This window comes from Pseudomonas sp. B10(2017) (assembly GCF_002113295.1).
GTDB classification, from domain to species: Bacteria; Pseudomonadota; Gammaproteobacteria; order Pseudomonadales; family Pseudomonadaceae; genus Aquipseudomonas; species Aquipseudomonas pudica.
In genome coordinates, this window is the sequence record NZ_NEJU01000012.1 from 18,243 (window position 1) to 36,253 (window position 18,011).

Annotated in this window: 20 protein-coding genes; 11 read left to right on the forward strand and 9 right to left on the reverse strand. The window is 63.8% G+C overall.

Annotated elements, in window-relative coordinates:
• Positions 1-44: 44 nt before the first annotated feature.
• From CAF92_RS15630 to CAF92_RS15640, 3 genes are all read left to right on the forward strand, one after another.
• Complete coding sequence (locus tag CAF92_RS15630) at positions 45-347, forward strand: DUF3077 domain-containing protein (protein ID WP_025338583.1); 303 nt, start codon at positions 45-47, stop codon at positions 345-347.
• A 79-nt stretch (positions 348-426) separates the two neighbouring features.
• Entirely contained in the window at positions 427-1,149 is a 723-nt protein-coding gene (locus tag CAF92_RS15635; protein ID WP_046614029.1) for a hypothetical protein, read from the forward strand.
• A gap of 111 nt (positions 1,150-1,260) precedes the next feature.
• On the forward strand, positions 1,261-2,181 hold the full coding sequence (locus CAF92_RS15640) for a LysR family transcriptional regulator (RefSeq protein WP_085601304.1): 921 nt from the start codon (positions 1,261-1,263) through the stop codon (positions 2,179-2,181).
• 168 nt (positions 2,182-2,349) lie between these two features.
• Here CAF92_RS15640 and CAF92_RS15645 read toward each other — a convergent pair whose 3' ends face one another.
• Positions 2,350-3,654 (reverse strand): MFS transporter, encoded by a 1,305-nt coding sequence (locus CAF92_RS15645; protein WP_085601305.1) that lies wholly within the window; start codon positions 3,652-3,654, stop codon positions 2,350-2,352.
• 266 nt (positions 3,655-3,920) lie between these two features.
• Here CAF92_RS15645 and CAF92_RS15650 point away from each other — a divergent pair, with 266 nt between their 5' ends.
• The 3 genes from CAF92_RS15650 to CAF92_RS15660 are packed head-to-tail and all read left to right on the forward strand — an operon-like array spanning position 3,921 to position 6,230.
• Positions 3,921-5,084, forward strand: a complete 1,164-nt coding sequence (locus CAF92_RS15650; RefSeq protein ID WP_085601306.1) for an iron-containing alcohol dehydrogenase — start codon at positions 3,921-3,923, stop codon at positions 5,082-5,084.
• A 21-nt stretch (positions 5,085-5,105) separates the two neighbouring features.
• Complete coding sequence (locus CAF92_RS15655) at positions 5,106-5,420, forward strand: NIPSNAP family protein (protein ID WP_013972037.1); 315 nt, start codon at positions 5,106-5,108, stop codon at positions 5,418-5,420.
• A gap of 33 nt (positions 5,421-5,453) precedes the next feature.
• Positions 5,454-6,230: an SDR family oxidoreductase gene (locus tag CAF92_RS15660; protein ID WP_085601307.1), complete on the forward strand. Its 777-nt coding sequence runs from the start codon at positions 5,454-5,456 to the stop codon at positions 6,228-6,230.
• A gap of 123 nt (positions 6,231-6,353) precedes the next feature.
• On the opposite strand, the gene CAF92_RS15665 is transcribed toward CAF92_RS15660, so the two are convergent.
• The 5 genes from CAF92_RS15665 to CAF92_RS15685 all read right to left on the reverse strand — a co-directional run bounded on the left by CAF92_RS15665 (position 6,354) and on the right by CAF92_RS15685 (position 10,967).
• Positions 6,354-7,289 (reverse strand): cyclase family protein, encoded by a 936-nt coding sequence (locus CAF92_RS15665; RefSeq protein ID WP_085601308.1) that lies wholly within the window; start codon positions 7,287-7,289, stop codon positions 6,354-6,356.
• Positions 7,290-7,387: 98 nt separating this feature from the next.
• Positions 7,388-7,930 carry a WYL domain-containing protein gene (locus tag CAF92_RS15670; RefSeq protein ID WP_085601309.1) on the reverse strand — a complete coding sequence of 181 codons (543 nt, stop codon included), beginning with the start codon at positions 7,928-7,930 and terminating at the stop codon, positions 7,388-7,390.
• A gap of 107 nt (positions 7,931-8,037) precedes the next feature.
• Positions 8,038-9,024, reverse strand: a complete 987-nt coding sequence (locus CAF92_RS15675; RefSeq protein WP_085601310.1) for a zinc-binding dehydrogenase — start codon at positions 9,022-9,024, stop codon at positions 8,038-8,040.
• Positions 9,025-9,158: 134 nt separating this feature from the next.
• Complete coding sequence (locus CAF92_RS15680) at positions 9,159-9,956, reverse strand: SDR family NAD(P)-dependent oxidoreductase (protein WP_046614021.1); 798 nt, start codon at positions 9,954-9,956, stop codon at positions 9,159-9,161.
• 87 nt (positions 9,957-10,043) lie between these two features.
• Entirely contained in the window at positions 10,044-10,967 is a 924-nt protein-coding gene (locus tag CAF92_RS15685; protein ID WP_085601311.1) for a LysR family transcriptional regulator, read from the reverse strand.
• 291 nt (positions 10,968-11,258) lie between these two features.
• Between CAF92_RS15685 and CAF92_RS15695 the strand changes: the two genes are divergently transcribed.
• The 4 genes from CAF92_RS15695 (at position 11,259) to CAF92_RS15710 (ending at position 14,349) form a co-directional block, all read left to right on the forward strand.
• Positions 11,259-12,452 (forward strand): MFS transporter, encoded by a 1,194-nt coding sequence (locus CAF92_RS15695; RefSeq protein ID WP_085601313.1) that lies wholly within the window; start codon positions 11,259-11,261, stop codon positions 12,450-12,452.
• Positions 12,453-12,482: 30 nt separating this feature from the next.
• The gene (locus tag CAF92_RS15700) at positions 12,483-13,589 is read left to right on the forward strand and encodes an alkene reductase (RefSeq protein ID WP_085601392.1); all 1,107 of its coding nucleotides are present in this window, start codon (positions 12,483-12,485) and stop codon (positions 13,587-13,589) included.
• Positions 13,590-13,832: 243 nt separating this feature from the next.
• Positions 13,833-14,078 carry a type II toxin-antitoxin system Phd/YefM family antitoxin gene (locus CAF92_RS15705; RefSeq protein ID WP_013972043.1) on the forward strand — a complete coding sequence of 82 codons (246 nt, stop codon included), beginning with the start codon at positions 13,833-13,835 and terminating at the stop codon, positions 14,076-14,078.
• Positions 14,068-14,349 (forward strand): type II toxin-antitoxin system RelE/ParE family toxin, encoded by a 282-nt coding sequence (locus tag CAF92_RS15710; RefSeq protein WP_003259987.1) that lies wholly within the window; start codon positions 14,068-14,070, stop codon positions 14,347-14,349. Before CAF92_RS15705 ends, CAF92_RS15710 begins: the two co-directional genes overlap by 11 nt.
• A gap of 15 nt (positions 14,350-14,364) precedes the next feature.
• Here the strand turns inward: CAF92_RS15710 and CAF92_RS15715 are convergent, their stop codons facing one another.
• From CAF92_RS15715 to CAF92_RS15725, 3 genes are all read right to left on the reverse strand, one after another.
• A complete protein-coding gene (locus CAF92_RS15715) occupies positions 14,365-14,997 on the reverse strand; it encodes a BRCT domain-containing protein (RefSeq protein WP_085601314.1) in 633 nt (210 codons plus the stop codon).
• A gap of 16 nt (positions 14,998-15,013) precedes the next feature.
• Positions 15,014-15,409 carry a hypothetical protein gene (locus tag CAF92_RS15720; protein ID WP_085601315.1) on the reverse strand — a complete coding sequence of 132 codons (396 nt, stop codon included), beginning with the start codon at positions 15,407-15,409 and terminating at the stop codon, positions 15,014-15,016.
• An 88-nt stretch (positions 15,410-15,497) separates the two neighbouring features.
• Positions 15,498-16,406, reverse strand: a complete 909-nt coding sequence (locus CAF92_RS15725) for a LysR family transcriptional regulator (protein WP_046614017.1) — start codon at positions 16,404-16,406, stop codon at positions 15,498-15,500.
• Between the two features lie 290 nt (positions 16,407-16,696).
• Here CAF92_RS15725 and CAF92_RS15735 point away from each other — a divergent pair, with 290 nt between their 5' ends.
• Positions 16,697-18,001 (forward strand): MFS transporter, encoded by a 1,305-nt coding sequence (locus CAF92_RS15735; RefSeq protein WP_085601316.1) that lies wholly within the window; start codon positions 16,697-16,699, stop codon positions 17,999-18,001.
• The last annotated feature ends 10 nt before the right edge of the window (positions 18,002-18,011 follow it).

An 18,011-nucleotide genomic window follows, 5' to 3' on the forward strand; every position in this document is an offset into this window, starting at 1 on the left:
GCAGCGCCCTAGTCTCGGCACGCTCGTAACCCCGAGGAATGGACATGGACAAAGACACTCCGAAAGAAAGCAGCAACCTCAATGTCGTGCGTGCAGCGGGCCGTTTTGGCAACGGCGGCGCCGAACTGGTGCAGATGAACGCGCAGCTGCCAATGCGTACGGCGCTGATGGAGGCCTCGAGCATCATGGGCTGCATTACCGAACTCACCCGCAAGGCCATCGACCGGCCCGGTGACCGCAAGGCGATGATGCAGGCCACGTATTACCTGGCAGGCATGGCCAAGGCGCTGATCGACGGCCAGTTGCAGCAGTTGCGCCAGGCTCGGGGAGGCGAGCAGGAGCCTTAGTCAGGCTTGCCTGGGGGCCTTGAACTTGGCACCCTTGGTCGGTTTGAATCGTCTGTATCACGACAGAAGGAAGTTCGCATTGAGCTGGGACAAGGTGGGGAAACTCCTCGTAGCCGTGCTGCTTGGCCTGATGGTCCTGCTGGCCGCCTATGGGTTGCTCAGGGGCAACCCGCGCCTGGAGGCATCGCTGACCTATGCCTACCTCACCTATCCCAGCCAGTTCAGCGAACGCATCAGCAAGGCCAGCGAGCAGCTCAAGTACGAGCAGTTGCAGGGGCGTATCAATTCCATCAGCGAGGGTGGGCTGAGCCACGATCAGGTCGAGCGGCTGATCGAAATGGCCCAGGCGCCGTATGCCCAACTGTTCGCCAAGCCCTTCGAGGCCGGGCTGGTCGACCACCGTACCGGCCTGCTCATCGAGCTGCGCAACAGCGGTGATGCGCAGGTGCGCCAGGTGAAAATCCGCCTGCCGGCGAAAGGCCTGGTGCAGGTGCGCGATGCAGCTGGCAATGACACCATCCTGGAAACCTCCACGATGCAAGCGGACATCCCCGTCATCGAGCCGGGTGGCGCGTGCAAGGTATGGGTGTATTTCGATGCGGACTACTCGCAGATCCGTCAGGGCGGGGTCAGCATCAGTCACGCCGATGGCAAGGCTGACATCCAGGTGTACCGCGAAGTCATCGGTTTCCCGGCCTGGGTGGCCCGTTACAGCCGCGAGCTGATGGTGCTGCTGGGCGTATTGGCGGCCAGCGTCCTGGGCCTGGGGTATGCCTGCCTGTCGCGCCGCCGCGTGGCGTGAGCTTGCCGGGCGTGTCTTCAGGGCAAAGGACATTTGCCGCAAACTCAACAATCGCCCGTTGACAACCCTCTATAGTGCTCGGCATTACAAGACCCATGCCGAGCCTGCCCGATGATCCCCTCCCTGGACTCCATTTTTTCCCGCCTGCGCCTGCGTCAGTTGCGCCTGCTCATCGAACTGGACCGTTGCGGCTCCCTGCACAAGGCGGCGGAGGCCATGGCGATTTCCCAGCCCGGGGCTACCAAGGCCTTGCGCGAGGTGGAGGAAGTGCTGGGTGTGCCGTTGTTCCAGCGCCTGCCCAGCGGCCTGGTGGCCAATGACGTAGGCCGTTGCGTGGTGCGTTATGCGCGGTTGATTCACAGTGACCTGGGGCATTTGCGCGAAGAGGTGCTGGGCATTGTCCAAGGCCAGGGTGGGCGGCTGGCGGTGGGTAGCATCATGGGTGCCATGCCGACCCTGGTCGGTGCCCTCGGGCGGTTGCGCCGCAAGCAGCCGCAACTGGCGGTGGAGATCGCCGAGAACACCAGTGCCAACCTGCTGGCCCAGCTTGATGAAGGGCGCCTGGACCTGGCCATCTGCCGGCCAGGGTTGGGCCGCAATGCGGCGGACTACGCCTTTGTCGAACTGGCCCAGGAGCCGCTGGCGGTGGTCGCGCACCCGCAGCACCCGCTGGCCGGGGCGGCGGCGCTGGAGGTTGGCGACCTGAGCCAGTACCGTTGGATCGTCTACCCGGCCAACATGCCCATGCGCCAGGCGCTGGAGCGTGAATTGAGCGAGGCGGGGGTGGAGGTGCCACGCTACCCGCTGGAAACCTTCTCCACCTTCGCCACCTTCATGCTGCTGGAAGACGACCCGACGCTGGTGGCGGTGATCCCCAGCGCCGTGGCGGCCTTTGCCGAGCAGCGCGGGTTGCTGGTGTCGCTGGCAGTGCAACTGCGGGCGCTGAGCGAGCCGTTCGGGATCGTGCACCGAGTAGCAGCGCCGCTGTCGCCGGCGGCGCGGTTGCTGGTGGAGGAGCTTAAGGCCGGTTGAGCCCTGTTGCGGCTCCCTGTTGGAGCAATTGTCTCGCGCTGCCTGTCCTGGCCTTATCGCCGGCAAGCCAGCTCCCACAGGTACTGCAAAAACCTTGAAAGCAGCTCGACCGGTGTGGGAGCCTGCTTGCCGGCGATGGGCTGCAAAGCAGCCCCAACCGGCTGTATCTCAGAACTGCCGCTCGCGGTAATCGATCAAGCTGGAAAACACCGCAATCAACACCGCAGCCGCCACAAAGAAGATCAGCGCAAAGAAGTAGTCCCCGGTGAACTGTACGATCAGCCCGATCACGATCGGCACCAGCACCCCGGCCATGTTGCCGCAGAAATTCATGGTGCCACCCAGCACGCCGGTGCGCGACGGCCCGCCGATGATCGCCGGCAGGCACCAGTACATCCCGCACCAACGGATGAAGAACATCGCCACGCACAGCAGGCTGATCACCGCGACGGTCTCGCCCACATAGGCTGCCGCCAGGATGCACAGCGCCGCCACCAGCGCCGAGCCGCTGAACAGGGTGCGCATCACCAGGTTCGGCGAGGCACCGCTGGCCCGCCAGCGGTCACCGATCCAGCCACCGATCAGTTCGCCGACAAACCCGCACATGAAGATCAGGAAGGTCGCCCCGCCCATGGCCGAGATGTTCAGGCCGTGGGCCTTGTGCAGGTAGCTCGGCATCCAGGTCAGCAGGCCATAGAACACTGCCAGGATGCAGCTGTAGCCGGCGAACATGGCAAAGATCGAACGGTCCTTGAGCAATTCGCGCAGCGGCAGGCTGGCCTTGGCTGCCGCGGCATGTGCGCTGGCGTTGCCTTCGGTGATGTGGCGCAGCTCGGCCTCGTTCACCCCCGGGTGCTCGCTGGGGTGGTTGCGGATGTACTTCCACGCCAGGATGCCGGCCAATACGGTGCCGACCCCGGCCACCACGAAGGCCAATCGCCACGAGCCCAGCCAGGCAATCAGCCCGGAAATCAGGATCGCACCCAGGGCGCTGCCCAGCGGTGCGCCGCCATCCACCAGCACCGCGCCACGGCCACGTTCGTTAGGCGTCAGCCAGGCGCCATTGAGCTTGGCCCCGGCGGGCATGATCGGCGACTCGGCCACGCCCAGGCCGATGCGTGTCAGCAGCAGTACCAGCCAGTTGTGCGAGGCCGCGCCCAGTGCCTGGAACAGGCCCCAGGCCACGGTTGCCGCGCCAATGATGCCACGGGTTTGGAAGCGGTCCAGCAGCATGCCGCCAGGGATTTGCATCAAGGCATAGGACCAGAAGAACGCACTGAGCATCAGCCCTTCCATGGCCGGCGTCAGGTTGAATTCGGGGGCGATCAGCGGCAGCGCAACCGACAGCGAGGCGCGGTCGATGTAGTTGATTGCGGTCAGCAGCAACAGGATCAGGAAGATGCGCCAGCGCACCGTGGTCATCGGGGCCGCAGCGGGCAGCGCCAGGTCGGCCGGGGAGGGGATGGTCTTCATCGCAGGAGCTCGTTGTTGTGATTATCGGGAGGCGTAGCAACTACGCAGGCCGATTGTTGGAGCGCTGCCGGCATTGCAGGTAATGAAAAGAGCTGATCCGCCAATAACGCCTGCTTATTACCCGGGCAGGGGATAAGCAGCGGTTATTGGCGGATCAGCTCTTTTCATTATCGGCGGCCCTGGCCCGCGCTCTAGATTGCCCCGGCACGGCCCGCCAGCGTCACGGCGGGCACAACAAGAACAACGCAGTTGCCTGAGGACCCCTCATGAGCCAATTCCAGTTCCATTTCCCCACCATTGCCAAATGTGGCGCGGGCCTGGCCGACCAGGCCGGTGCGCTGCTCAAGCCGTACGTGGACGGTACCCTGTTGGTGGTCACCGACCAGGGCCTGATCGACGCTGGCATTCTGGCCGGCTTCTTTGCCTCGCTGGAGCAGGCGGGCATCGACTACCAGCTGTTCTCTGCCGTTGAAGCCAACCCCAGCACCGACGTGCTCGACGCTGCCGTGGCGCTGCTCAAAGCGCGCAACTGCACCGCCGTGATCGGCGTGGGCGGCGGCAGCAGCATCGACACCGCCAAGGGCGTGGCGGCGATGGCCACCAACCCTGGCAACATCCTCGACTACGAGGGCTACGACAAACTGCCCCAGCCGCCGCTGCCGATCTTCGCCATCCCGACCACCTCCGGTACCGGCAGCGAATGCACGGCGTCGACCGTGTTCACCAACAAGCGCACGCTGTTCAAGACGGTGATCGTCAGCCCGCGGCTGTTCCCGCGCCTGGCCATCCTCGACCCGGCACTGACCCTGAAGCTGCCTGCAGCCATCACCGCTGCCACCGGCATGGATGCCCTGACCCATGCCATCGAGTCGTATGTGTCGCGCCAGGCCAACCCGATCAGCCAGGCCATGGCCCTGCAGGCCATTCGCATGATTGCCGGCAGCCTGGAAAAAACCTACTTCGTCGGCACCGACATGGCCGCCCGCGAACAGATGCTGCTGGGTTCGTTCCTGGCCGGGGTGGCGTTCTCGCAATCCAAGCTGGGCAACGTGCATGCCATTTCCCACACCTTCGGCGGGGTGTTCAACATCCCCCATGGCATCGCCAACGCCGCCCTGCTGCCTTACGTGATCAAGTTCAACCTGCCGGCCTGCCCGGAGCGCTTCCGTGACATCGCCATTGCACTGGGCGCCGATGTGACCGGGCTCAACGTGGAACAGGCCGCGGCACGCACGGTGGACGCGGTGGTGGCCCTGAACCAGGCCATCGGCATTCCCGCGACCATCCGTGAACTGGGCGTGGACCTGGAGTTCCTGCCGCAAATGGTCAGCGACTCGATGCGCAGCGGCAACGTGCTGGTCAACCCACGCCTGACCACCGCGTGCGATGTCGAGCGCCTGATCACCGACGCCTACCACGGCAACCTCTGAACCTTTAGCGGAACCACGACCATGTTCTATGAAATGCGTACCTACACCCTTCACATCGGCAAGATGAAGCAATACCTGGAGCACTTCGAAAAGGAAGGCTTGCCGGTGATCTCGCGCTACGCCAAGCTGGTGGGCTGGTGGTACACCGAGATTGGCGAACTGAACCAGGTGGTGCACATCTGGGCCTACGAGAGCCTTGACGACCGCATCGAGCGCCGCGCCGCCCTGTACCGCGATGCGGACTGGCTGGAGCGCTTCATCCCCGTGGCCTTCCCGATGCTGGTGCGGATGGAATCGAAGCTGTTGATGCCTGCCGCGTTTTCGCCGATCCAGTGACCCTGTAACTGCATAGCATCAAGGAGCAACCCAATGGATCTAGGCATTACCGGCCGCTGGGCCATCGTCTGCGCGGCCAGCCAGGGCCTGGGCAAAGGCTGCGCCGAGGCGTTGGGCAAAGAAGGCGTCAACCTGGTCATCAATGCCCGCACCCAGGCCACCCTGGAGCAGACCGCCGCCGAGTTGCGCGCGGCCTGCCCGGGCATCGAGGTGCGCACCGTGGCCGGTGATGTCGCCGATGCCGAGGTGCGCCAGGCGCTGCTGGCAGCCTGCCCGCAGGTGGATATCCTGGTCAACAATGCCGGTGGCCCGCCGCCGGGCGACTTCCGTGACTGGGGCCGCGAGGACTGGCTGAAGGCACTGGACGCCAACATGCTTACCCCCATCGAGCTGATCAAGGCGGTGGTCGATGGCATGGCCGAGCGCGGGTTCGGCCGGGTGGTGAACATCACCTCCGGTGCGGTAAAGGCGCCGATCGATATTCTTGGCTTGTCCAATGGTGCACGCAGTGGCCTGACCGGCTTCATCGCCGGCCTGGCACGTCAGCAGCGCCTGGCGGGCAGCAACGTCACGCTGAATAATCTGCTGCCTGGGGCGTTCGACACAGCGCGCCTGCAGAAGACCTGGAAGGCGGCAGGTGGGGATGTGCAAGCCACCACCCAGGCGCGGCGCAAGGCCATCCCGGCGGCGCGCTTTGGCAATGCCGGCGAGTTCGGCGCTTACTGCGCGTTCCTGTGCAGTGCACATGCCGGGTACATCACTGGGCAGAACCTGTTGATCGATGGCGGGGCGTTCCCCGGTACGTTCTGAAGATGGGGCCGCTTTGCGGCCCTTTCGCGACACAAGGCCGCTCCTACAAAGGGATGTGCATCCCCCTGTAGGAGCGCCTTGTGTCGCGAAAGGGCTGCAAAGCAGCCCCAGGATCGAAATCGATCAGTGAATCGCCACGGGGTTGATGTTCACCTGGGTCGAGCCCTTGTACAGCGGCTGGCCAAGCACGAACAGGAACTCGAACGCCTTGTCCTTCACCAGCGCGCGGGTGTCGATCAGTTCCAGGTTGTAGATGCCGCGCTTGGCAAGCATGAACTGGTTGACCGGGAACTCTTCGCCGGTCGGGTTCGGGTACACCTCTGACGCCCAGGTATCGCCACCAAAGGCGACAATGCCCTGGTCCGCCAGCCACTCGGCCGCCGGCAGGTCGATGCCCGGTTCGGTGGCGAGGAACTGCTGGTTGTCCTTGCCGATCAGTTCCAGCCAACCGGTGTTGAACAGCACCACGTCACCCTTGCGCAGGGTAATGCCTTGCTTCTTCAGTACGGCCTTGATGTCGTCGACGGTGAACGAGGTGCCGCCGGGCACGATGGCCTTGCCGTAGTGAGCGGTCATGTCCAGCACCACGCCGCGGGTGACCATGGGCGGTACTTTTTCCACGCCCAGCTTGGTCACGCCTTCGACAGTGACGAAGTCGGCAGCTTTGTTGCCGTTGTAGTAGACATTGTCGATACCGATGTGGCCGATGCCGTTGAGCTGGGTGCCGACGCCGGTCCAGCCGTTGACCAATTCATCGTTGAAGCTGAACTTGTTGCGGCCCAGGGTCTGGCCGGCCTGCTCGCCAGGCTGGATGTTGTACAGGTGGAAGCTGCGGTGGCGGAAGGCTGGCAGGTCTTTGCTAACCGGTACGGCCAGCGGGTAGGTCTTGCCGGTCTTGACCAGGCCAACCGCCTGTTTGACCACTTCGGGGGTGAGCAGGTTGGCGGCGCCGATTTCATCCTGTTTGCCGTAGGGCGAGGTCTGCCAGTCGGCGGCCAGGGTGGCCTGGGCAGTGGACGCCAGGGCGACGGCAAGCAGCAGGGGCTTGAAGCGTTTCATCGGGTACTCCTGATAGTGAGGCGTTGTCAGGAGCTGATTCTGCGCAGGGCCACCTGTGGGAAAAAGCGGCCCGGGGGACAATGACTTTTGCTTGCCGGTCAACAACCATCATCGTGCAGCGCCAGGCTCTGGCGCAACTGCTCGAGCATGGCCTGGCGCAGTGCCTGGGGCGCCTGCACGCAGATCGAGCCGGCCTGGGAAAGTAGCCAGCCCATCAACGCGCGGTTGTCGTCGACGGTGGCTAGCAGGGTGGCGCCACCGTCCGCTTGCAGCGTCAGTTGCATGTCTGCCGACAGTGGCGACGCTTCCAGGCGCCGGGCCAGGGCATCATCGACCCACGCGTGCAGCACCACCTGTTCCGAGGGGGTGAGCGCATCAGGTTGCAACTGCTGCGCTTCACGCAGGTTCAGGCCCGGTTGCCAGTACCAGCCGTAGGGCATGCCTTTGCTGTTGCACTGCACCGGGAACAGCGCCGCAAGCTCCACCAGGTCGCGTTCGACGGTGCGTTTGCTGGTGATATGGCCCACGGCTGTCAGGGCGGCCTGCAACTGGGTGGAACTCATCCCTGGGTGACGGCCGGGCAGCAGCTTGAGCAGTTGCCACTGGCGGGCGATGGTGTGACGGGTAGGGTGGCTGGGCAAAGGGCTCGTCCTTGAAGACAGGCACGAGGCCTGCCTGAGCAGTGGCGTTTAGCTATTGCCCAGCATACCTTGTAGCAGAATGGGATCCAAGTTTTCGCACAGGGCGTTCAGTCGAGGCGCGTCACCCATTTGCCTGCGCCTTGGCCCTCTTTCAACTGCCGCAGAGCCTGTGGCAATGCCGAGAAAGCGAACTCGCGGCGTTGTGGCGCGATCAGGCTGCCATCGGCGACGGCCTGCAACAGGCGTTCACCAGCTACGCGCAGGGCTTGGCGGTCAGCCAATTGGCCATGGGCATGAATGCTGTTGAGCGCCACTTCATGCAGCGAGATCGCCGTGCCGAAGGCCGGCGTTGGCGCGGTTTCCTGGCGGTCCTGGATGCACACCAGGTGGCCGTTGTAACCGAGCAGGTGAGCAAGGCTGCCGGCATGGGCGCCGCTGACGGTGTCGAACAGGGCATGCAGCGGGCGCTCGCCCAGGGCGGCCTGCAGTTGGTTCTGCCAATCGGCGTCGTGGTAGTCGAACACCCCGCTCACACCAAGGGCCTTGAGCGTGGCGTGGTGGCGTCGGCCGGCACTGGCCCACACGCGCAGGCCACGCTGCGCGGCCAGTTGTGCGAGGTAGAAGCCCACTGCGCCACCGGCGCCGATCACCAGCACGTCGCGGCTGGCACCTTCGGGTACCTTGGCCAAGGCCTGCCAGGCGGTCAGGGCGGGGCAGGGCACAGCGGCCGCGGCGGTGTCGCCGAGCGCACTGGGGATATGCATCACCAGGCTGGCATCGAGCAGGCAGTGCTGGGCAAAGCTGCCGTCCCGCGCCAGCGACTGGTGGTAGGCAACGCGGCTGCCCAACGGCAGGTCGACGCCTGCGCCAACGGCGACTACCACACCGGCGCCATCCACACCCGGGACCGTGCCTTGCTGCCAGGCAGGGTGGCCCCATTCGCAGATTTTCCAGTCCACCGGGTTGAGGGCAATGGCGCGATTGGCCACCAGCACCTCGCCGGGGCCGGGTTGTGGCAGGGGTTTACGCAGCAGTTGCAGGCCATCGAGGCCGGCGTTCGGGGTCCAGGCCCAGGCTTGATGATCGGTTGGCATGGTGCGGGTCCTCTCGAGACGGGTGTGGGCGGCAGGCTAGCGGGGATCGGGCGGGGGAAACAGGTGCGGTGAGGGCAAGGTGTTTTGATTTCAGGGCAAAAGTCTGGGGCCGCAAAGCGGCCCCCAGGTTGAACTCAGATAGCCAGGCTGTCGACCACACCACCGTCGACCCGCAGCGCTGCACCGGTGGTGGCGGACGAGTAAGGGGAGGCCAGGTACACCGCCAGGTGAGCGACTTCGTCGACATCGGCGGCACGCTGGATGATCGAACTCGGCCGTGCGGTACGCACGAAGTTGTCGGCTTCTTCACGAATGCTGCGCCCGGACGCCTGGGCTGCATCAGCCACCAGCGCGGCCACGCCGTCGGTCAGTGTCGGGCCGGGCAGCACTGCGTTCACGGTTACCCCGGTGCCAGCCAGGCGCTTGGCCAGGCCATGGGATACCGCCAGGTTGGCAGCCTTGGTGACGCCGTAGTTGATCATGTCGGCAGGGATGGCGATGCCCGACTCCGAGGAGATGAACAGGATCCGCCCCCAACCGTTCTCCACCATGCCCGGGGCATAGAGGCGGGCCAGGCGCACGCCGCTCAGCACGTTGGTGTCGTAGAACCGCGTCCACTCGCTGTCGGCCACTTCGAAGAAGTCGACATCGTCGTAGATGCCCAGGTTGTTGACCAGGATGTCGGCCCGTGGGTGGGCGGCGAACAGGGTTTCGGCACCGGCGGCGGTGCCCAGGTCGGCAACCACGCCGTGGATCTGCCCACGGCCGCCTTGTTCGCGCAGTTCGGCCAGGGCGGCATCCAGCGACTTCTGGCTGCGGCCGGCAATGACTACGTCAGCGTTGGCGCGGGCCAGGCCGCGGGCGATAGCCAGGCCAATACCGCCGGTCGAGCCGCTGATGATGGCGGTGCGTCCGCCGAGGTCGATGTTCATGGAATGGCTCCTGTGGAGTGAGTTGTATCGATGGGAGCCATCCTAGTGAAGCGCAGTAAGACTGTAAAAGACGCAATTCGACTGAGTTCAGACCTTGATTGACTTATCAAACCCTTGCTCGGCCAATGCCAGTACGCGCTCGCGGAAAATGCCCACGATCGGCCTCAAGTCGACCTGGTGCCAGACCGCCCACAACTGCTCGCTGGGCTGGAACCAGTCCAGCTGGCGCAGCACCACGGTCGGCCCGGCACTGGCCGACAGGCTGCTTTGCACCATGGCCAGCCCCAGGCCGGCGGACACCAGGCCTAGCACGCTCAGCGGGTCGTTGGCCTCCAGCGACAGGCGCGGGGTGAAGCCGGCATCGCCACAGCGGGCGATGAAATCGTCACGCTTGTGGCCCTGGTCGGGCTGGCCGCCAGTGATGATCCAGTCGTGTTCGTGCAGGTCGGCGGGGGTCAGCTCGGCCCTGCTGGCCAGCGGGTGCGTGGCCGGGATGGCGAGCAGCAATGGGTCGTCCAGCACCGGCTGGCCGCTCAGGTCGGGGTCATTCTTTGGCGGCGGCTCGCAAACCAGGGCAATGTCCAGGCTGCGCTGACGCAGGCCTTCGAACTGTTCGTTGGGGGTCATGTTGTACAGCGCAATGTGAATGTTCGGACGCTCGCCACGAATCGCCCGCACAGCGCCCGGCAGCACGCCGGCATGGATGGCATGGTTGACGTAACCGATGCACAGCCCGCCTTCCTCACCACGGCCCAGGCGCTTGCCCAGCGATTCCAGGCGCTCGGCATGCTTGAGCAGGCCACGCGCTTCGGCCAGGAAGGTGCGCCCGTCCCTGGTCAGGTACAGGCGCTGGTTGCGCCGTTCGAACAGGGCCAGGCCAAGGTTGTCCTCCAGCTGAGCAATCTGTCGGCTGAGGGGGGATTGGGAAATATGCAGCTGCTCGGCGGCCCGGCCGACGTTCTCGCATTCGGCGACGGCTACGAAGTAGCGCAACTGACGTAGATCTTGCATGAGACCTCCAGGGACTTAACTGTTAACAATTATGACTTTGGCGGTCTCGATCTTGCCAGCCTGGGATGCGTTCACTTCGTCGGGTTGATGAACGCGGTCAATTGTGGGAGCGGCCTTGTGTCGCTCCCACAACTGACCGCGCAGGCTGGGACATTTAAGTTGACCCCCTCGCAATAGCTTGAAGATAACCTTTGCCTTCAAGTCAAAACTCATTGTCCCGTCCCCACCTTTTTCCCATCCCCACGTCCCCCGAGAATTCACCCATCCCAACCTTCCACAGGTGATTCTCAAATGCCTCTCGCCTTGTTAGCCCTGACCCTGGCGGCTTTCGCCATCGGCACCACGGAGTTCGTGATCGTCGGCCTCATCCCGACCATCGCCAATGACCTGGCGGTCACCCTGCCTTCGGCCGGCTTGCTGGTCAGCCTTTACGCCCTCAGCGTCGCCATCGGCGCGCCTCTGCTCACCGCCATGACCGGCCGTGTCCCGCGCAAGCTGTTGCTGGTCGGCCTGATGGCGCTGTTCACCGCCGGTAACCTGGTGGCCTGGCAGGCACCCAGCTACGAATCGCTGATCATGGCGCGCATCCTCACCGGCCTGGCCCATGGGGTGTTCTTCTCGGTCGGCTCGATCATCGCCACCAGCCTGGTGCCGAAAGAAAAAGCCGCCAGTGCCATCGCCACCATGTTCAGTGGCATGACCGTGGCCTTCGTCACCGGTATCCCGCTGGGTACCTTCATCGGCCAGCACTTCGGCTGGCGTGTGACCTTCCTGGTGGTGGCGGCCTTCGGCCTGGTGGCGCTGCTCGGTGCATTGCTGTTCGTGCCCAAGCGCATCCAGCACAGCCAGCCGGCACCGCTGCTGCGCCAACTGCGGGTGATGCTGCAACCGCGCCTGCTGCTGGTGTATGCCATGACTGCCGTGGGTTACGGCGGCTCGCTGATCGCCTTCACCTTCCTTGCCCCGATCCTGCAGGACATCGCCGGCTTCGGCGCCAACAGCGTCGCCCTGGTGCTGCTCGCCTACGGTGTTTCGGTTGCCCTGGGCAACATCTGGGGCGGCCGCCTGGCCGACCGCAAAGGCCCGGTCAAGGCACTGTCGATCATTTTCCTGCTGCTGGCCGTGGTGCTGCTGGCGCTGACTTTCACCGCGCCGCATCCGGTGCTGGTGGTAATCACCGTACTGGCCTGGGGCGCGGTGGCCTTCGGCAACGTGCCGGGCCTGCAGGTGTACGTGGTGCAGCAGGCGGAAAAGGTCGCCCCCGACGCAGTCGACGTGGCTGCCGGTTTCAACATCGCCGCCTTCAACCTGGGTGTGGCCGGTGGTTCCTGGGGCGGTGCCCAGGTCGTGCAACAGCTCGGCCTCGGCCACACCCCATGGATTGCCGCGCTGGTCACCCTCAGTGCCCTGGCCCTTACCCTGTACAGCGGCCGCCTCGACCGCCGCGTACCTGCCCAGCCACAACCTGTCGTCAGCCGCGCCTGACCCCTGATTCGACTTACGGAGATGCTCATGATGACTCAAGATCCGCTGTTCCAACCCCTGCAATTCGGCGCCCTTGACCTGCCCAACCGTGTGCTGATGCCACCGATGACCCGCTCCCGCGCCGCACAGCCTGGCGATGTCCCGACCGCGCTGATGGCCGAGTACTACGCACAACGCGCCAGTGCCGGGCTGATCGTCAGTGAAGGCACCTGGATCTCGCCACTGGGCAAGGGTTACGCCCGCACCCCGGGTATCCACACCCAGGCACAGATCGACGGCTGGCGCCTGGTCACCGAGGCGGTACATGCCGCAGGCGGGCGCATCTTCGCCCAGCTCTGGCACGTCGGTCGCCTCAGCCACAGCAGCCTGCTCGGCGGCCAGGCACCGGTGTCGTCCTCGGCGATGCAGGCCGAAGGCGTGAATGTGTTCATCGACAATGCCGACGGCACGCCAGGCTTTGTCCAGGCCTCCAAGCCGCGCGCGTTGAACGAAGCGGAAATTGCCGAGATCATCGAGCAGTACTGCCAGGCTGCGCGCAATGCCATGGCGGCTGGTTTTGACGGTGTCGAGTTGCACGCGGCCAACGGTTACCTGGTCAACCAGTTTCTCGATTCCGGCGCCAACGATCGTACCGACCGCTACGGCGGTTCGCTGGAAAACCGTCTGCGTTTCCTCGACCAGGTCACCCGTGCGCTGGTCGAAGGCACCGGCGACGCTCAGCGCGTAGGCGTACGCCTGGCGCCGCTGACCACGCTCAATGGCTGTGTCGATGCCGACCCGGTCACCACCTATACCGAGGCGGCCAAGCGCCTGGGCGAAATCGGCATCGGCTACCTGCACATTGCCGAAGCCGACTGGGATGACGCGCCGGACATGCCAGTGGACTTCAAGCAACAGCTGCGGGCAGTGTTCCCCGGGGTGATGGTGTATGCCGGCAAATACACCGGCGAACGTGCACGGCGTGCGCTGGAGGAGGGCTGGGCTGACCTGATCGGCTTCGGCCGGCCATTCGTGGCCAACCCGGACCTGCCGGCGCGGCTGAAGCTGAATGCGCCACTGGCCGAGCACGAACGGGCCACGCTGTTCGGTGGTGATGCCCATGGCCTGACCGACTACCCGGCACTGGCAACAGCCTGACCCCGACCGCTCCCCATGGAAATGCAAATGACTCATTGAGCTAGCAGAGACCCTGTGGGAGCGGTTTTAGCCGCGAACACCGGCGCAGCCGGTGCCATGCACCGCGTTGGATTCAAAGGGCTGGGCGATCTCCCACAAACACGGCATTTCGCCTGTCGTGTCTCACCTCTGTGCTTGAGCAGTGACGACTTGTTTGTGTCCTATATATGGACCAAAATATGGCTCTCTATTGAGGGTGTAAACATGCAAAACATATTCGCTGACGTGGCCGTAAGCGTGTCGGAACTGAAAAAGAACCCATCCGCGGTGATGACCGGCGCTGCGGGTATGCCCGTCGCCGTGCTCAATCACAACCGCGTGATGGGTTACATGGTGCCGGCCGAACTGTACGAGGCCATGATGGAACGCTTGGAAGATCTCGAATTGAGCGAACTGGCCAAGTCGAGGTTGGGTGAAAAAGGCGTACCGGTATCCCTGGATGACCTATAAACTCGAATTCCTGCCTTCGGCACTGAAAGAGTGGGGCAAGCTAGGCCACACCGTGCGCGAACAGATCAAGAAAAAACTCGCCGAGCGCCTGCAGTCACCCAAGGTACAGGCCGACGCGCTGCGTGACCTGCCGAACCACTACAAAATCAAGCTCAAGGCCTCTGGATATCGCCTCGTCTATCGAGTCGAGGACGAGCGTATCGTTGTAGTGGTGGTATCGGTTGGCAAACGCGAGCGTAGCGAGGTGTATCGATCCGCTCAGAAGCGGTAAACGCCATCATGGCCATCAACCAAACGCCGCACGCTGCCAATGCGCCTCGCTTACGATCGCAATGTTCGCACCCGCTTCCCTGATTTCCACTGCTTTCTTGATCTTCGTGCCATAACTGCTGTGTAGCCACTGCTCGTTGCCAATACTGCCAATGACCAGGTAGTGGGTCTTCTTGCTCACCCCCGCGGCGATTGAACCCCCACGTTCGACTACCAGCGCTTCGCATGCTTTGCGAGGCCCGTAAGCCATTGTGCCGGTAAACAGGAACATGCGGCCTGTCCACTCCAGTGTGGGTTCGGGGTTATCGAGTGGCAGTGAGGTGGGTGAAGAGAATGGGTTGTCGCTGCAGCGCGGCTTGCCGGTGAACTGCTGCAATAGCTCAAGCAGTTCAGCCGACTCGGCAGCATCCAGCATATTGTCCTTGAGCATGTCGCTCAGGCGCCGGTACAACAAATTGATGACCGGATCCTCAAGATGAACGAGTTGCTGCTCCATCCATCCTTTGAGGAACTCGGCTTCTTGTTGATTGACCTGATTGTCAGCAGTCAGGCCCGCAGCGATTCCAATCAACCCATCAACCGAGCGCTGCGCGATCCGCGCTTCGTGAAAAAAGCGGCTGTTCTGAAATTCCTGATGAAGATCGACCATTCCCTGTTCCTCGTTTCTATTCCGTCAGGATCACAGCATTGGCGTATTTTTCCTGGTCCGGTGTGAACGTTGTCAGCATGCCGGTGTGATTACAGGTCAGGGTGAGCTCTGTTCGCGTATCGATGAACAGATCCTCGCCGCGAAGGCCCTGCCATTGCGCCAGGTACTTGAACGAACCGTACTTCATCGGCTTCTTCAAGGCGCGATCATGGCCACCTTTCCAACCTAGCACCGGGAGTGCGCCATCGATGCAGTGCCGGGCAAGTTCTGGCTGGGTCAGGGCCCGCTCACGGCCAATCTCCCAGCACCGGATCAAGCCCTCGTCGGGCCCCTTCCATGCTTCTTCCCAGGTAATCAAAGTGCGGATGGGGTAATGAATAGGGCGTCGAATGACCCCGGTGGCTCGATCCATGACTGAGATTGTCCGTAATATTCAGTTGGTCTGGATGCTACTAATTGGCCACTATTGTGTCCAGTGCTCGCCAACCCCGGCTCCGCGTTCAGTCAAGGCGTTGCTGCAACGCCTCGATAAACACCTCTTCCGCCCGGCTGAAGCGCTGTTCCCTGTTCCACAACAGGTGGATATCCACATCGGCAATCCCTTCCTGCGGCGGCAGCTTCCACAGCAACCCGGCGTCTACATCCGGTGCTACCACATGCTCGGGCAGGCAGCCTATGCCAAACCCGGCAATCACCAGCCGGCGCACTTCCTCAAGGCTGGGTGACGATGCCACGATCCGCCCGGCAAACCCTTGCTGGTCGCGGAAAATGGTCAGTGGCGACAGCATGCCGCCAATCTGGTCACTGGTGAAACTGACGAAGTTCTCACGCTGCAGGTCGCCTTCGGCCTGGCCGAACAGGGCATGGTGCTTGCCACAGAAGAACGCATAGCGCTGGCGCAGGAACAACCGTTGTTCCAGCCGTGGCTGCGCACGCCGGTTCAGGCTGAGGCCCGCCGTGGCGGTTTTTTCCTGCAGGGCGGCGACGATGTCTGAGCTGCGCATTACATCAATCTCCAGCTCCACCCGCGGGTGCTGGCGGTGGAAGTCGGCCAGGAAGTCGTCGAAGCGTTCGTTGACGATACGGCTGATCATCAGCAGGCGTACCTTGCCCACCAGTTCGTCCGCCGGCTGCTCCAGCAAGCTGCCGATCTGCGACATCTGCCCATAGACCTCGCCAGCCAGCTGAAACAGCTGCTCGCCCATTTCCGTCAGCACGAAGCGCGGCCCGCGGCGGGCGATGAGCTGGCGGCCAAGCTGTTCTTCAAGGCGCTTGAGCGCCTGGCTCACTGCCGGCTGGGTGAGGTGCAGGCGCGCGGCAGCGCGGCTGATGGAAAGCTCCTGGCCGATGACCCGGAAGGTACGCAGCAGGTTCCAGTCGAGGCGGTCGTTGAGCAGACGGTCGGGCATGGCAGGCTCGATAATAAGCAAGGCTAATATTTCGAATAATAAATAGAAAATTGACTAATCATAGCCCCGGGCCGATAAATCGCAGGTATCGAGGCCTGCTGAGTCGGTGCTGGCCTCTTCGCGGGCTTGCCCGCTCCCACAGGGTCACCACAAGTTTCGAATGCTGCGCAGTACCTGTGGGAGCGGGCGAGCCCGCGAAGAAGCCAACACCGATTCAACAAGCCAAGCGCCACAAGAGCGCCCCCGTGCCCCTGACAACTCCTGCCAGAACAACAAGCAAAGGAGCCTCCATGAAGCCCACCGCTTCCCCCCAGCCACGCCGTGCCGCCGCTGCCGCGTTCATTGGCACCATGATCGAGTGGTACGACTTCTACATCTACGCCACCGCCGCTGCCCTGGTGTTCGGCGCGCTGTTCTTCCCCTCCGACAACAGCCTGTTCAGCACCATGGCCGCGTTCGGTACCTTCGCCGTCGGCTTCTTCGCCCGGCCGCTGGGTGGCATCGTCTTCGGCCACGTGGGCGACCGTATCGGCCGCAAGAAATCGCTGGTCATCACCTTGCTGATGATGGGCATCGTCACCGTGGGCATCGGCCTGCTGCCGACCTACGCACAAATCGGCGCCACCGCGCCGGTACTGCTGATCCTGCTGCGCATCGTCCAGGGCATTGCCGTGGGTGGCGAGTGGGGCGGGGCAGTGCTGATGGCTGGCGAGCATGCGCCCAAGGGCCGGCGCAACTTCTTCGCCTCGTTCGCCCAGCTGGGCAGCCCGGCGGGCCTGATCCTTTCGCTGCTGGCCTTTGGCGCGGTCACCCGCCTGCCGGAAGCAGACCTGATGAGCTGGGGCTGGCGCGTGCCATTCCTGGCCAGCGCGCTGTTGCTGCTGGTGGGCCTGGCGATTCGCCTGGGGGTGAATGAGTCGCCCGAGTTCATCGCCAGCCGCGAGCAGGCGGAAAAGGCCCGGCGCAAGGAGCAGGCCCCGGTATTCGAAGTGCTGCGCACGGCCTGGCGCCCGCTGTTGCTGTGCATCGGTGCCAATACCCTGGGTATTGCCGGGGTCTACTTCACCAACACCTTCATGATCAGTTACACCACCCAGCAATTGCACCTGGAGCGCTCGTTGATTCTGGAGTGCCTGTTCTTCGTGGCGATCATCCAGTTCTGCGTGCAGCCGTTGGCCGCCTGGCTATCGGAGAAGATGGGCGCCACCCGCTTCCTGGCCCTTGTCGCGCTGCTGGCGATGGCTTCGCCTTACCCGATGTTCGTGCTGGTCAGCTCGGGTCAGGGCCCGTTGATCGTACTCGGCATCGCCCTGGCAGCTGCGTGCATGGCGTCTTTCTACGCGGTGATCGCCGGCTATGTCAGCGGCATGTTCGAAACCCGCGTGCGCTACACCGCCATTTCCCTGGCCTACCAGATCTGCGGCGCCATCGCGGGCGGCCTGACCCCGCTGATCGGTACCTGGCTGGCCCACACCTTCACCGGCCAATGGTGGCCGATGGCGGTGTTCTACACCCTGATCGCCACTATTTCGCTGGTCTGCGTGCTCGCCCTGGCGCGCCAGTACGCCCGCAGCCAGCGCCTGGAACTGGCCTGATCGAACCGTT

What these genes read in the sequence shown, in the direction of transcription:
- CAF92_RS15640 (WP_085601304.1), top strand. Translation starts at nt 1,261, where the DNA reads ATGATCCCCTCCCTGGACTCCATTTTTTCCCGCCTGCGCCTGCGTCAG.
- CAF92_RS15735 (WP_085601316.1), top strand. Translation starts at nt 16,697, where the DNA reads ATGAAGCCCACCGCTTCCCCCCAGCCACGCCGTGCCGCCGCTGCCGCG.
- CAF92_RS15705 (WP_013972043.1), top strand. Translation starts at nt 13,833, where the DNA reads ATGCAAAACATATTCGCTGACGTGGCCGTAAGCGTGTCGGAACTGAAA.
- CAF92_RS15630 (WP_025338583.1), top strand. Translation starts at nt 45, where the DNA reads ATGGACAAAGACACTCCGAAAGAAAGCAGCAACCTCAATGTCGTGCGT.
- CAF92_RS15685 (WP_085601311.1), bottom strand. Translation starts at nt 10,967, where the DNA reads ATGCAAGATCTACGTCAGTTGCGCTACTTCGTAGCCGTCGCCGAATGC.
- CAF92_RS15720 (WP_085601315.1), bottom strand. Translation starts at nt 15,409, where the DNA reads ATGGATCGAGCCACCGGGGTCATTCGACGCCCTATTCATTACCCCATC.
- CAF92_RS15665 (WP_085601308.1), bottom strand. Translation starts at nt 7,289, where the DNA reads ATGAAACGCTTCAAGCCCCTGCTGCTTGCCGTCGCCCTGGCGTCCACT.
- CAF92_RS15715 (WP_085601314.1), bottom strand. Translation starts at nt 14,997, where the DNA reads ATGGTCGATCTTCATCAGGAATTTCAGAACAGCCGCTTTTTTCACGAA.
- CAF92_RS15675 (WP_085601310.1), bottom strand. Translation starts at nt 9,024, where the DNA reads ATGCCAACCGATCATCAAGCCTGGGCCTGGACCCCGAACGCCGGCCTC.
- CAF92_RS15660 (WP_085601307.1), top strand. Translation starts at nt 5,454, where the DNA reads ATGGATCTAGGCATTACCGGCCGCTGGGCCATCGTCTGCGCGGCCAGC.
- CAF92_RS15725 (WP_046614017.1), bottom strand. Translation starts at nt 16,406, where the DNA reads ATGCCCGACCGTCTGCTCAACGACCGCCTCGACTGGAACCTGCTGCGT.
- CAF92_RS15645 (WP_085601305.1), bottom strand. Translation starts at nt 3,654, where the DNA reads ATGAAGACCATCCCCTCCCCGGCCGACCTGGCGCTGCCCGCTGCGGCC.
- CAF92_RS15695 (WP_085601313.1), top strand. Translation starts at nt 11,259, where the DNA reads ATGCCTCTCGCCTTGTTAGCCCTGACCCTGGCGGCTTTCGCCATCGGC.
- CAF92_RS15650 (WP_085601306.1), top strand. Translation starts at nt 3,921, where the DNA reads ATGAGCCAATTCCAGTTCCATTTCCCCACCATTGCCAAATGTGGCGCG.
- CAF92_RS15680 (WP_046614021.1), bottom strand. Translation starts at nt 9,956, where the DNA reads ATGAACATCGACCTCGGCGGACGCACCGCCATCATCAGCGGCTCGACC.
- CAF92_RS15710 (WP_003259987.1), top strand. Translation starts at nt 14,068, where the DNA reads ATGACCTATAAACTCGAATTCCTGCCTTCGGCACTGAAAGAGTGGGGC.
- CAF92_RS15655 (WP_013972037.1), top strand. Translation starts at nt 5,106, where the DNA reads ATGTTCTATGAAATGCGTACCTACACCCTTCACATCGGCAAGATGAAG.
- CAF92_RS15700 (WP_085601392.1), top strand. Translation starts at nt 12,483, where the DNA reads ATGACTCAAGATCCGCTGTTCCAACCCCTGCAATTCGGCGCCCTTGAC.